At 60.0% G+C, this 12413-nt stretch carries 11 protein-coding genes and 1 pseudogene; 7 read left to right on the top strand and 5 right to left on the bottom strand.

The window, feature by feature from the left end:
- Window positions 1-150: 150 nt before the first annotated feature.
- From RSO67_RS25280 to RSO67_RS25295, 4 genes are all read right to left on the bottom strand, one after another.
- On the bottom strand, window positions 151-1581 hold the full coding sequence (locus RSO67_RS25280; RefSeq protein ID WP_315841069.1) for an NAD(P)/FAD-dependent oxidoreductase: 1431 nt from the start codon (window positions 1579-1581) through the stop codon (window positions 151-153).
- A complete protein-coding gene (locus RSO67_RS25285) occupies window positions 1578-2336 on the bottom strand; it encodes an SDR family oxidoreductase (RefSeq protein WP_315841070.1) in 759 nt (252 codons plus the stop codon). The genes RSO67_RS25280 and RSO67_RS25285 overlap by 4 nt, the downstream gene beginning before the upstream one ends.
- A 4-nt stretch (window positions 2337-2340) precedes the next feature.
- Window positions 2341-3315, bottom strand: coding sequence for an NAD(P)-dependent oxidoreductase (locus RSO67_RS25290; RefSeq protein WP_315841071.1), 975 nt, complete (start codon window positions 3313-3315; stop codon window positions 2341-2343).
- 145 nt (window positions 3316-3460) lie between these two features.
- On the bottom strand, window positions 3461-4207 hold the full coding sequence (locus tag RSO67_RS25295; protein ID WP_315841072.1) for a GntR family transcriptional regulator: 747 nt from the start codon (window positions 4205-4207) through the stop codon (window positions 3461-3463).
- Between the two features lie 205 nt (window positions 4208-4412).
- Here RSO67_RS25295 and RSO67_RS25300 point away from each other — a divergent pair, with 205 nt between their 5' ends.
- The 5 genes and pseudogenes from RSO67_RS25300 (at window position 4413) to hydA (ending at window position 9220) form a co-directional block, all read left to right on the top strand.
- On the top strand, window positions 4413-5417 hold the full coding sequence (locus RSO67_RS25300) for an ABC transporter substrate-binding protein (RefSeq protein WP_315841073.1): 1005 nt from the start codon (window positions 4413-4415) through the stop codon (window positions 5415-5417).
- An 8-nt stretch (window positions 5418-5425) separates the two neighbouring features.
- A complete protein-coding gene (locus RSO67_RS25305) occupies window positions 5426-6241 on the top strand; it encodes an ABC transporter permease (protein ID WP_315841074.1) in 816 nt (271 codons plus the stop codon).
- 3 nt (window positions 6242-6244) lie between these two features.
- Window positions 6245-7025: pseudogene (locus RSO67_RS25310) on the top strand (ABC transporter ATP-binding protein).
- Window positions 7022-7747, top strand: a complete 726-nt coding sequence (locus RSO67_RS25315; RefSeq protein ID WP_315841075.1) for an aspartate/glutamate racemase family protein — start codon at window positions 7022-7024, stop codon at window positions 7745-7747. Before RSO67_RS25310 ends, RSO67_RS25315 begins: the two are co-directional and overlap by 4 nt.
- Window positions 7748-7795: 48 nt before the next feature.
- Entirely contained in the window at window positions 7796-9220 is a 1425-nt protein-coding gene (gene hydA, locus RSO67_RS25320) for a dihydropyrimidinase (RefSeq protein ID WP_315841076.1), read from the top strand.
- On the opposite strand, the gene RSO67_RS25325 is transcribed toward hydA, so the two are convergent.
- A complete protein-coding gene (locus tag RSO67_RS25325) occupies window positions 9206-10096 on the bottom strand; it encodes a LysR family transcriptional regulator (protein ID WP_315841077.1) in 891 nt (296 codons plus the stop codon). The two genes, hydA and RSO67_RS25325, sit on opposite strands and share 15 nt — an antisense overlap.
- A gap of 95 nt (window positions 10097-10191) precedes the next feature.
- On the opposite strand from RSO67_RS25325, the gene RSO67_RS25330 reads away from it, so the two are divergent.
- Both RSO67_RS25330 and RSO67_RS25335 read left to right on the top strand, forming a co-directional pair.
- On the top strand, window positions 10192-11166 hold the full coding sequence (locus tag RSO67_RS25330) for a nitronate monooxygenase family protein (protein ID WP_315841078.1): 975 nt from the start codon (window positions 10192-10194) through the stop codon (window positions 11164-11166).
- 37 nt (window positions 11167-11203) lie between these two features.
- On the top strand, window positions 11204-12400 hold the full coding sequence (locus tag RSO67_RS25335; protein ID WP_315841079.1) for an ABC transporter substrate-binding protein: 1197 nt from the start codon (window positions 11204-11206) through the stop codon (window positions 12398-12400).
- Window positions 12401-12413 lie beyond the last annotated feature (13 nt).

Genomic DNA, 12413 nt, shown 5'->3' on the forward strand with positions numbered 1-12413 from the left:
ACCCTATCCTCTGAATTCGACGGAAACTCTGAACGGACTCGTCAGTGCCTGACCTGTCGAGCGACCCATCCACTGAAGCAAGGAACGCGCCAAACGATGGTCGATAGGTGCCGAGCGGACAACTTTCCCCGCCCGGGATAATTTGGTCCTTTAGCTTTTTGCCGCAGCTTCCGTCGCCCTTGCAATGGTCACTTGTGGAACGTCGTAGGCCTCGAACGCGGTCCAGTATCGCTCGATATCTGCGCGGAACAAGCCGCGCGTCAGGCCATGCACCAGTTTCGGGATCGCGGTGGTCATCGCATTGATCGATGAACCCGACGGGCCGAAGCTCATGGTGGACGCAATTGCGAAAAGATGGATGTCGGCGATCCACGGCGTGGTGCCGGGAACACGTTCCATCAGCGCGTAATCGTCGCCGAGATAGGGGAAACGACCGAGGCGTGGGCTGAGCTCGGTGTCCGGCGGCTGGAAGCGATCAGACCAGATCGCGATATTGCCCGCGCAGTTCTGCAATTCTTGGCGAGTCGCAAAATCCATGTCGATGCCGGTTCCGCAGATCACGAAGTCCGCCGTGAAGGTACCCTGTGGCGTCTGCAATGTAACTTGGTTGCCTATTTTTTGTGCCGACTGAACGGGCGCGTTCTCATGCAGGTGAAAGCCTGCATGTCGCGCACAGCGATCCCAGGTCGGCTGCGGGAAGCCTTCGCGCAAGTCCATCAGCCGGCGCATGAAGCGCCAGCGCCAGACATCGTCGAGCTCGCTAAAGTGACGGAGCAGCCCGCGGAAGGTTAGCCAGTGGTAGGGCTGCACGATCTGGATTTCCGCGCGACGGCACAACAGGTGCACCTCAGCGCCGGCTTCGAGCGCGGTTGCCGCATTGTCGAAGGCGGATGCGCCGGCGCCGATCACGGCAATGGTCTTGCCGCGCAGGGCTTCGAAATCGATATCCGCGGATGCATTCACGCAAAGCGACGATGGCAGGTGCCGGAGCTGCTCCGGAATCATCCAGTCGCCCATGCCTTCCTGGCCAGTGGCCAGAACGATCTTGCGCGCATGAATGACTTCAATACCGTCGGCGCTCTGTACGGTCGCTGCAAGCAAGCCGTTCGCGGCAGGCCCAATGTCCAGGATTTCGCAGCCATTGCGTACAGGCACGCCGGTAATGCGCCTGAACCACAGCAGATAGTCCGCCCAGTGTCCGCGTGGGATGCGATCGAGCGCCTGCCAGTGATCCTTCCCGAACATGGCTTCGTGCCATGACTGATAGGTGAGGGCGGGGATATCCAGATCAGGGCCGGTGAAGTGCTTGGGGCTGCGCAGCGTCGGCATGCGGGCGTAGGTGAGCCAGGGGCCTTCGCGGCCTTCGGCGCTTTTGTCGACAACGAGTATATTGGTGACCTGCGACCGCAGCAGGCCAAAGGCCGCGGTCACACCGCCCTGGCCTGCGCCGACGATGAGCACATCCAGCGCGGGTGTGCCATCCGGCGCGGATTTCGGCTGCAGCCATGGCATGTTCGGATGGGCGATCTTGTGGAGATCGTCGCGGACCTGCGCTTCCAGCGCCTTGAGCGTGTCATTCATGCTGCAAGCCATCCGCCATCGACCGGCAGCACGGTGCCGGTGGTGAAGGAGGATGCATCGCTCGCCAGATGCAGCGCGGTCTGCGCGACTTCCTCGGCGAGCCCAAAGCGCTTCATGGCATGACGGTTGCGCGAAGCGTCGCGCACGGGCTCCGGATCGGCATGGCGCGCAAAGCTGCGGCGCAGCAATGGCGTGTCGATGGCACCCGGCGCGATGGCATTGACGCGAATGCCGTCGGTGGCGAAATCCACGGCCATGGTGCGCGTCAGGCTGATAATCGCGCCTTTCGCCGCGATATAGGCGCTGTTGCCCTTGCCGCCGGCGATGGCAAGCTGGGAGGCCAGCGTGATGATCGATCCCTTGCCCTGCTTCTGCATCTGCGGGATCGCGGCCCGGGCCCACAGCCAGGTGCCGCCGACATTGGTGCGAAACACGGCGTCCCAGTCCTCGGGAGCCGTGGTCAAGACGGTGCCGCCACAGGAGAACCCGGCCGAGGTCATCAACACGTCGAGCTGACCGCGCAGCGCAATGATCTCGCTGGTTACTGTCTGCGCAAAATCGCCGTTGCCGACATCGCCGAGATGCATCGACGCCTCGTTTGCATTAGGCAGCATTGCCAATGTTTCTTTCAATGCGGCCTCGTCGCGATCGACCAGTGTGACAAACGCGCCTTCCTGCGCGAACAGCCTGGCACTGGCCTGGCCGATCCCGGAGCCTCCGCCGGTGATGATTGCCGTACGTCCCTGAAGCCTCATGTCATCACCCTATGCTGTGCCGCGCTGACCAGTCGATCAGATCCGCGGCTGAGTCGGCGCAGCCGAATTTGGCGCGCCATCCGAATTCCTGCTCCAATCGCGCGACCGATAGCGGTGCCCTGTCGCTGTCACTGTGCAGATCGATAGTCGGGGTTTCACCGACGCCGGCCAGGCGGCAAACAAAGCCCGGATGGATTTCTGCCAATTGTTGACCCCACTCCAGCGCTGACCAAGAGGCAGCATTCGAAATATTGTAGAGACAGTGTCGCGTTGTGGGCGCTTCGATCAGCAGAGCAATCGCATCAGCGACATCAGGCGCATAGATCCAGTCCCGCACCCCCGAGCGCGCCAGAATGGCTTCGCTCTGCTTCGCGTGCGCCGTGAAAACCTGCATCAGCGGGCTGAGCGTATCGCGTACGCCTGTGGCGCGCTCCCATGGTCCGAACACGGCGCTCAGCCGCACGCTGATGAAGTCGGTTTGCCAGAGCGCGGCGAGGCGAGCCGCGACCTTCTCGGATGCAAATTTGGTGATGGCGTAGAGCGAGACGGGATCGCAGGGCAGCTCTTCATCGAGCAGGGGATATTTGAATGCCGAGGCGCCGTAGGCGCCGGCAGATGACAGATTGATCACGCGTTTGACGCCATGGCGGCGTGCTGCCGCGAGGATCGGCGTTTGCGCCATCAGATTGACCTGCAGAATACTTTCGGGGTCGGCGGCATCGCGCTCGGTGCTTGCGGTGATCGCGGCGCCGAGAATGATGGCATCGACGCCGGTGGTGATGACACTGTCGATCAATGTCCGGTCGAGCACATCGCCGATGATCACTGAAAGCCTGTCGCCATAGTCAGCGAAGGCAGGCTGCGCCGCCGGTGGCAGGCCCGAACGGTCGAACAGGGTCACCACATGGCCGCGCTTCAACAGGGCTTTTGCGATATTCAATCCGACAAAGCCGGTGCCGCCAAAAACGAGAATCTTCATCGATCAGCCTATGAACCGCGGGGCGGTCCTTCGCCCCTGTTTGGACCATCGCGCTCCATGCCCAAAGCACGTTTTGCAGGCGCTTGGCGATTATGCGGTGTGCAGCGATACGGGCTCAGGCTTTATTCGTCGTGATAGAGGCCTGCTAGGTCTTCGCGTCGGTTGCAATCTTCAATGTCGCAAGAACGGCATCGCCTGTCTTGCGCGTATGCGCACTGAGGGAGGCCGCAAATCCTTGCGCGTCGCGCGCGCGAAGCAGAGCCATGAAAGCCTCGTGTTCCCTTACGGATTCCGTCCACCGTGCCGCATCATAATTGGCGGTGGCCCGTGCCCGATAGATATTCGCGTTCAACGTCGTCCAGATATTGAGGAGCACGGGATTTTTGGCGAGCCTGGTAATCTCGATATGGATGTCCTGGTTCAGCCTGAAATAGGCCGGGCGCGATGCTTCGCGATGAAGGGTAACAAGCTGGTCGTGCATCGCACTGAGCCGGGCAATATCTTCATCCGTCGCGCGCATTGCGGCGTCGGCGCCTGCAACGCCGTCCAGTGCGACCATGATTGCAAAGCTGTTTGCGATTTCTTCCCTGTCGACCGGGGTGACGACAGGGGTGCGGTGAGGGCGCAGTTCGATCAGCCCTTCGGAGGCCAGTATCTTGAATGCTTCGCGCAAGGGTGTGCGCGATACGCCGAACGTTTCGCACAACATCTTTTCTGGCAAAGGGGCTCCGGCCTGGAGTTCGCCATCGACAATCATTTCGCGCACCTTCGCGACGAGTTGATCGTGCAGCGACATACGGTCCAGCGGCCGTTTCGAATGATCCGAGGAGAGCTTCAGCCGTGTCGGCTTGAAGCGCGTCCGAAGCTTCGCGCGTGGGGCAATCTCACTCATGGTTCAGTCTCTCGGGTGGCGAGGCTGCCTCCAAACGACATCCTTCGCCCAAAAATGCAGCACCGAAGTCAAGATAATAATAATTCATAGTATTTGATATTACTACATAATTTTACGATTGGATATCGTATCCGGATTGGCATGAGGCTTGCTGAGTGGTGGACGTATCGTGAATTCACCGCCACCCGCTCCGGAGATTGCGACGATGAAGAAAAATCTGCTCGGCATTCTGATTGCGCTTTGTTTGGCATCGATTGCCCCGGCCTCGGTGGCCCAGTCCGAGTCGGTGATCAAGCTCGGCTATGCGAAATGTGCGCATTGCACACCGATGTCACTCACCCCGCAATATGCCAAGGGCGTTCAGATCGATGCGGTTGGATTTAACACAGGCACGGATGCGCTGACTGCGCTTGTCTCGAAGAACATCGACGTCGCGCAGGTGACCTATCTTCATTATGCGATCGCGCTCGACAAGGGTTTCGACGTGGTTGCTATTTCCGGGCAGGTCAATGGCGGTTCGGCAATGTTGGTCGGTAATGATCTGTCGATCGTTCCGAATGACTGGGCTTCGCTCAAGAAAGTCATCGCTGACTACAAGACAGCGGGAAAGCCATTCCGCGTCGCGGCGTCCCGCGGCAACGCGCAGGACATTCATATGCGCGGCGCCTTTGCCAAGCAGGGCATCGACATCAACAAGGATGTGCAGTTCGTCAACATTCCCAATCCCTCCGATCACCTTCAGGCGCTGCGTCGCGGTGAAATCGAGCTGATCTGCACCGTGGAGCCCTTCGCCACCCAGATCCTTCAGGCCAAGGCCGCCAAGATGTTCGGCCTTCCCTATGATCAAGCGGCGGGAAAGCTCACCAACCTGATTCTGACGCGGTCGGATGTCGTCAAGGACAAACCGAAACAGCTCGAAGAGACCGTGCGTGCGGTTGTGAAAGTCGATGAATTCGTCGCGGCGGACAAGGGTGCCCTGATCGACGTGATTTCCAAGATCCCCGGCCTCGACAAGGCCATCGCCACAGGCGCTGTCGAAAACCTCGATCCAGATCCGAAGATGTACCGCGCATCGGCGCTCGCCATCGCAGCAATGATGCGCGACCTGAAATACATCAATTCCGATGTCACCGCCGCGGTTGAGAAGAACATGGACTACCGCTTCCTGGAGGCTGCCACCGGCAAGCCGAAATCCGAACTCGGCTACTGAGCCCGGTCATGCACCCGGCCCTCGTAATGTTCAGACGACTGGATCGGTATATCGTGCCGGTCCTGATCCTCGCCGGCTGGGAAGCCTTTTCCCGATCGGGTGCGCTGCCGGCAGCATTGCTGCCGGCCCCATCGACCGTGACGTGGGCCTGGGCGGATTGGGTGTTCGGCACCGACGGCAATACCCTGACCTATAGCGGCCACTGGCTGTTCGACATGCTCGCTAGTCTGTCGCGCGTTCTCGCGGGCTTCGCCATCGCCACGGCCCTGGCCGTGTCGATCGGAGTCGCCATCGGATGGTCCCGCACCGTCGAGGTGATCATCGAGCCGACGCTGCAGACGCTGCGGCCGATCCCGCCGGTATCGTGGATTCCGCTCGCCATCATCTGGTTCGGCATCGCCAACAAGCCGGCGATTTTCCTGGTGTTCCTCGGTGCGTTCTTTCCGATCCTGCTCAATACGATTCATGGCGTGAAGACCTGCGATCGCAATCTGATCCGCGCCGGCGCGATGGTGGGCGGCGGCAATCGCCAATTGCTGCGCTTTATCGTGCTGCCGGCCGCGCTGCCCAGCATCTTTGCCGGTCTGCGGATCGGTATCGGTTCGGCCTGGATGCTGACAGTGACGGCGGAGATGGTCGCTGTGAAAAGCGGCCTTGGCTATGTGCTGTGGGATTCCTATTACTTCCTACGCTACGACCTTGTGCTGGCTGCGATGGCCAGTATCGGCCTGCTCGGTTTTCTCAGCGATTTCGGCATCCGTCTCGTGATGGCGCGCGTCCTGCACTGGCAGCGCAACACGACGATCCAGAGCGGGGAGAGCTAGGTCATGGCGACGATCGAAATCTCCGGTGTCTCCAAGGTCTTCAAGGACGCGAAACGCAAGGCCGATGTCACGGCTCTCGACGACATCAATATCAAGGTGGAGAAGAACCAGTTTCTCTGTCTGCTCGGCCCCAGCGGATGCGGCAAGTCCACGCTTCTCAATATGATCGCAGGCTTCGAGAAGCCGTCATCCGGCACCGTCACCGTCGATGGTCAATTGATCACGGCGCCCGGTTCGGAGCGCGGCGTGGTGTTTCAGCAGGCCAACCTGATGCCGTGGCTCCCGGTCTGGGAGAATGTCGGCTTCCACCTGCTGCTGCGCGGCGGCCAGAAGGCCGTGCGCCGCGAAACAGCACAGCGCTATATCGACATGGTCGGACTCACGGGATTTGAAAATCATTATCCGTCCGAACTGTCAGGCGGCATGAATCAGCGTGTCGGCATCGCCCGTGCATTGCTGATGAATCCGCAGGTCATCCTGATGGATGAGCCGTTCGGCGCGCTCGATGAGCAGACCCGGATGGATATGCAGAATGAACTCGTCCGGATCTGGCAGGAACACCAGGGCACGATCGTTTTCGTAACGCACGGCATCGACGAAGCACTGACGCTGGGCACGCATGTTGCCGTGATGAGCGCCCGCCCGGGGCGTATCCGCGAAATCATCCCTGCCGCGGCCACGCGACATCACCAGCCCGCAGTTCAACGAAATCAAACGTCACGTTCTCGATCTGCTTCGATCTGAACGCACGAAACCATCCCTCGAAACTCTGGATCATCCATGACCAAACGTGTGCTTCTCGGAATGCTGACGCCTTCGTCGAACACGGCGCTGGAGCCGATCACGACTGCCATGCTTGGCGAATTGCCCGAGGTCTCGGCGCATTTCTCGCGTTTCAAGGTCACGGAGATCGCGCTGTCGAACAAGGCGCTCGCCCAGTTCGACAATTCGGAAATCCTGCGGGCCGCAGAATTGCTGGCTCATGCGAAGGTCGATGTCATCGGCTGGAATGGAACATCCTCTGGTTGGCTCGGCTTTGAGGCGGATGTCCGCCTGTGTGAGCAGATCACCGCAGCGACCGGGATTCCTGCGACGACGTCGATGTTGGCTCTCAATGAGATTCTTGAACATCAAAAGGTGAAGCGTCTGGGTTACGTGACGCCATATCTGGACGACGTTCAGGCCAAGATTCTGGAGAATTATGAAAAGCTGGGCTTTGCGTGCCAGAGTGAACGCCATCTCGGCCTGCAGGATAACTTCTCGTTCTCCGAAGTGCCCGTTGTGCAACTCGAGGATATGACGCGAGACGTGGCCAAGGAAAAGCCAGACGCTATCACGATCATCTGCACCAATTTGAGAGTTGCACCATCCACGGCGAAACTGGAAAGGGAAACGGGCATTCCGGTCTATGACACCATCGCCACCGTGGTCTGGAAATGCCTGAAGTTGGCTGGCGTCGATACCAAACGCGTCACCCAATGGGGATCGCTGTTTCAGAAAGTCTAATACTTGTCTGTATGCACCCTGCGTTGCTGAATTGATGAGGTTTTGCTCATGACCGCTTTCGATACCGTCATTCGTCATGGCACCATTGCAACCGCGAGCGAAACCTACAAAGCCGATGTCGGCATCAGGAACGGCCGCATCGTTGCCATCGGCGAAGCGCTGACCGACGCGAACGAGACGGTCGATGCAACCGGTCTGCTGGTGCTGCCCGGCGGTATCGACAGCCACGTTCATATTGCGCAGCCGTCCGGTCCGGGCATTGTCATGGCCGATGATTTCGAGAGCGCGACGCGCGCGGCGGCCTTCGGTGGCAACACCTTCGTGATGCCTTACTGTCTGCAGACGAAGGGCCAACCGATCCGCGAGGCGTTGAAGAATTATCACACGCTTGCCGATCAGAATTGCCATATCGATCATTCCTTTCACCTAATCATCGCCGATCCCAGTGAAGCGGTACTCGGGCAGGAGCTGCCAGCCTTGATCGCCGACGGCTACACCTCGCTCAAGGTCTTCATGACCTATGAAGACCTTGCGTTGAGCGATCTGCAGATCCTGCAGGTGCTGGCCGTGGCGCGTGAATCCGGTGCATTGGTTCAGGTTCATGCGGAGAATTACGACGCCATCCGCTTTCTGGTCGACAAGCTCGAACGCGACGGCAATGTCGGCCCGTATTTTCACGCCAAGTCGCGGCCTATCGTGGTTGAGCGCGAAGCCACGCACCGGGCCATCTCGCTGGCGGAATTGGTCGACGTGTCGATGGTGGTGGTTCATGTCTCCAATCGGGAGTCCATGGAAGAGATCCGCCGCGCTCAGATGCGCGGGTTGACGATCCATGGCGAGACCTGCCCGCAATATCTCGTGCTGACCGAAGAGGATCTGAAGGATCTGGGTATGGAGGGGGCGAAATATGTCTGCTCGCCGCCACCGCGCGATCTCGCCAGCCAGCAGGCGTGCTGGGAAGGTCTGCAGCAGGGCGTATTCACACTGTTCTCGTCGGATCATTGCCCGTTTCGCTATGACGACGTGCAGGGTAAGCAACCACCCAGCGCACGTACCAGCTTCCGCTGGATTCCGAACGGCATTCCCGGTGTCGAGACGCGCCTTCCGATCCTGTTCTCGGAAGGTGTCAGCAAGGGCCGCATCACGCTCAATCAGTTCGTGGCGCTGACATCGACCAATCATGCGAAGACCTATGGCCTCACCAGCAAGGGCTCCATCGCCATCGGCTACGATGCCGATATCGCGCTGTGGGATCCGAAACGCCAAGCAACGCTTACCCAGGCGAACCTGCATCACGGCGCCGATTACACACCTTATGAAGGTCTGCAGATTACGGGCTGGCCGGTGGCAACGATGCTGCGCGGGAAATTCATTACGCGCGACGGCAAGCTCGTCGGCGGAAAAGGCGAGGGACGCTATGTCAGCCGTACCGCGCCATTTCCCGGCAAGGGCGCGACATCATCGGCCGCGTAACAGCGCGCGGTCGTCGCGCGCGCAGGCAGTGATGAATTCCAGCACGGCGCGCACCGACGGCTGATCGACGAGGTCCGGATGGGCCAACAGCCAGATATCGGACAAGCTGGCCAGCTTCTGCGGTGCCACGCGGATCAGATCCGCATGGGCGTCGCCGACAATGCATGACAGCACGCAGATGCCGATTCCTGCGCGGACAGCTGCGAGCATATCCGCTTGCGACGAGCAGCGGATGGCGACGGTGGCGTCCTTGGTGACGTGATCGCTCCAGCGGCCCAATTCGGAATTCGAGGATTTGTCCGCGAAGCCAATGACGGTGTGGTCTTTCCACGCACCGCGTTGCTCCGGCAGCGGGTATCGCGTGGCATAGTCGCGTGAGGCATAGAAGCCGACGCCGAGCTTGGCGATTTTCCGTCCGGTGAGATTTTCTTCACCAGTCTGATACAGCCGCAGCACGATGTCAGCCTCGCGCTTGCGCACGCTGACCGGGAAGGGATGCGTCACCAACTGGATCTCGACATGCGGATGCTGGCGGATGAAGGCACCGATATGCGGCATCAACCAGAAATTCGCCAGCGTCGGTCCGATCGACACTTTGACCACGCCGCGTGCGCTCTGGCCCGACGCGCCGGCAACAGCCTCGGCCTTCAGCGCAGCCTCGGCCATCGCTTTGGTGCTCTCATGAAAGCGCCGGCCACGCGCAGTCAGCACCAGCCCTTCGTCGGAGCGCACGAACAGTTTGGTTCCGAGCTGCTTCTCCAGCGCAGCGACCTCGCGGCTGACGGTCGGGTGGCTGGTGCGCAATTGCCTGGACGCGCCGAGATAGCTTCCGGCATCGACGACGGCGTTGAATGTGCGGCAGAGGTCCCAGTCCATGTGATCAAATCCGCTATGTCCATTGTTCAAAGTCGAACAACACGCGCAGCCGGTCAACCCCTATAGTTCGGCCATAAAAATATAAGGAAACGCCTATGTCGCTCCCCAAAGCTCTCGATGGCACCCTCGAGTTGCCCGTGCTCGGCTCGCCGCTGTTCATCGTCTCCGGCCCCGAACTCGTCATCGCGCAATGCAAGGCCGGCATCGTCGGCTCGTTCCCGGCGCTGAATGCGCGGCCGGTCGAAATGCTCGACCAGTGGCTGACGCGGATCGAGGACGAACTGGCCGATTACAAGGCGAAGAATCCGGGCAAGAAGGTTGCGCCCTATGCGGTGAACCAGATCTGCCACGCGTCCAACGATCGGCTGATGAAGGACATGGAGACCTGTGTGAAGCACAAGGTTCCGATCATTATCACCTCGTTGCGCCCGCCGTCAGAAATCGTCGAGGCCGCGCATTCCTATGGCGGCGTCGTGTTTCATGACGTTATCAACGTCAAGCATGCGCGCAAGGCAGCCGAGCAGGGCGTCGATGGACTGATCCTGGTCTGCGCCGGTGCGGGTGGCCATGCCGGCACGCTGTCGCCCTTTGCGCTGGTGCGCGAAGTGAAGCAGTGGTTCAAGGGGACTGTGCTGGTATCTGGTGCAATCTCGGACGGTTACGGGATTGCATCGGCGCTCGCGCTCGGCGCGGACCTCGCATATATGGGTACGCGCTTCATTGCGACCGAAGAAGCCAATGCCGACCCGGCCTACAAGAGGGCGCTGACCGAATTCGCCGCGCATGACACGGTCTACACCAACCTGTTCACCGGTATTCACGGCAACTATCTCGGCCCGTCCATCGCAGCCGCCGGTCTCGATCCCGATAATCTGCCGGTGGCCGACAAGACCAAGATGAATTTCGGTTCCGGCGGCAACATGAAGGTCAAGGCCTGGAAGGATATCTGGGGCTGTGGCCAGGGCATCGGCCAGATTACCGATGCACCGTCGGTGGCTGAACTCGTCGACCGTCTGAAGAACGAATATGCGGAGGCGACCTCGGACTTTGCGAGACGAGCACGCGCATAAGCGCGGCCCGATAAAAACAAAACGGGAGTGAGCAATCATGGCATCAGTGATGCTGAAGACGCTTGGGCTGTTTGCTCTTGCCATAGGTCTGCATGCAACGACGCAGGCGACCGCCAACACCAAGGAAGAAATAAAAATCGGGCAGACGCTTCCCTATAGCGGTCCGCTGTCGGGCTTCGGCGTGATCGGCCGCGCGCAGGAGGCCTATTTCGCCAAGCTGAATGCGGACGGCGGCATCAATGGGCGCAAGATCAAGTTCATCAGCCTCGATGACGCCTATTCGCCGCCGAAGACCGTGGAGCAGACCCGCAAGCTGGTCGAGCAGGATGAGGTCCTGATGATGTTCGGGACGCTCGGCACCGCGACCAACAATGCGGTGCATCGCTATCTCAACAGCAAGAAGATTCCGCAACTGTTCGTGCTATCAGGCGCGACCAAATGGGCCGACCCGAAGGCGTTCCCGTGGACCATGCCGGGCATGGCCGCCTATGAATCGGAAGGCGTCGTCTATGCCAAGCACGTTCTGAAAACCCAGCCGGATGCGAAGATCGCCATTCTCGCGCAGAACGACGATCTCGGAAAAGACTATGTGGCCGGCTTCAAACGGGCCTTAGGCGACAAGGCCGCGAAGATGATCGTGTCCGAGGCGACCTACGAGACCAGCGCGCCGACGATCTCATCGCAGCTCGCGGCGCTCAAGTCGTCCGGTGCGAATGTGTTGTTCGGCGCGGTCGTCGGAAAATTCTCGTCGCAGATGATCAAGGGCGTCGCCGAGATCGGCTGGAAGCCTGACCTGATGTTCGTCCCCACGTCCGCTTCGTCGATCACCTTTCTGGAACCGGCAGGTCTGGACAACGCCACCGGCCTGATCACGTCGAGTTATCAGAAAGACATCAACGACGCTTCATGGGCCAACGACGAGGACGTGAAGGCCTATTTCGCTTTCATGAAGGAAAGCCTGCCGTCGGCTGACCCGCGCAATACCAACTATGCGACGGGGTTCCTGAACGCGCACCTTATCACGCACATCCTCAAGGCGTGTGGCGACGATGTCAGCCGGGAGAACATTCTGCGTCAAGCGACATCAATGAAGAACGTCAAGCTGCCGCTGCTGTTGTCAGGTGTCACAGTCAATACTGACAAGGACGACTATCTTTCGTTCCAGCAGCTGCGGCTGCGCCGTTTCAACGGCAAGAACTGGGAAGGCTTTGGCGAATTGCTCGACGATCAGTGAGCGACCGTGCCAT

It is taken from the genome of Tardiphaga sp. 709 (assembly GCF_032401055.1).
Classification (GTDB): Bacteria; Pseudomonadota; Alphaproteobacteria; order Rhizobiales; family Xanthobacteraceae; genus Tardiphaga.

What these genes read in the sequence shown, in the direction of transcription:
- RSO67_RS25300 (WP_315841073.1), top strand. Translation starts at nt 4,413, where the DNA reads ATGAAGAAAAATCTGCTCGGCATTCTGATTGCGCTTTGTTTGGCATCG.
- hydA (WP_315841076.1), top strand. Translation starts at nt 7,796, where the DNA reads ATGACCGCTTTCGATACCGTCATTCGTCATGGCACCATTGCAACCGCG.
- RSO67_RS25295 (WP_315841072.1), bottom strand. Translation starts at nt 4,207, where the DNA reads ATGAGTGAGATTGCCCCACGCGCGAAGCTTCGGACGCGCTTCAAGCCG.
- RSO67_RS25325 (WP_315841077.1), bottom strand. Translation starts at nt 10,096, where the DNA reads ATGGACTGGGACCTCTGCCGCACATTCAACGCCGTCGTCGATGCCGGA.
- RSO67_RS25285 (WP_315841070.1), bottom strand. Translation starts at nt 2,336, where the DNA reads ATGAGGCTTCAGGGACGTACGGCAATCATCACCGGCGGAGGCTCCGGG.
- RSO67_RS25290 (WP_315841071.1), bottom strand. Translation starts at nt 3,315, where the DNA reads ATGAAGATTCTCGTTTTTGGCGGCACCGGCTTTGTCGGATTGAATATC.
- RSO67_RS25335 (WP_315841079.1), top strand. Translation starts at nt 11,204, where the DNA reads ATGGCATCAGTGATGCTGAAGACGCTTGGGCTGTTTGCTCTTGCCATA.
- RSO67_RS25330 (WP_315841078.1), top strand. Translation starts at nt 10,192, where the DNA reads ATGTCGCTCCCCAAAGCTCTCGATGGCACCCTCGAGTTGCCCGTGCTC.
- RSO67_RS25280 (WP_315841069.1), bottom strand. Translation starts at nt 1,581, where the DNA reads ATGAATGACACGCTCAAGGCGCTGGAAGCGCAGGTCCGCGACGATCTC.
- RSO67_RS25305 (WP_315841074.1), top strand. Translation starts at nt 5,426, where the DNA reads ATGCACCCGGCCCTCGTAATGTTCAGACGACTGGATCGGTATATCGTG.
- RSO67_RS25315 (WP_315841075.1), top strand. Translation starts at nt 7,022, where the DNA reads ATGACCAAACGTGTGCTTCTCGGAATGCTGACGCCTTCGTCGAACACG.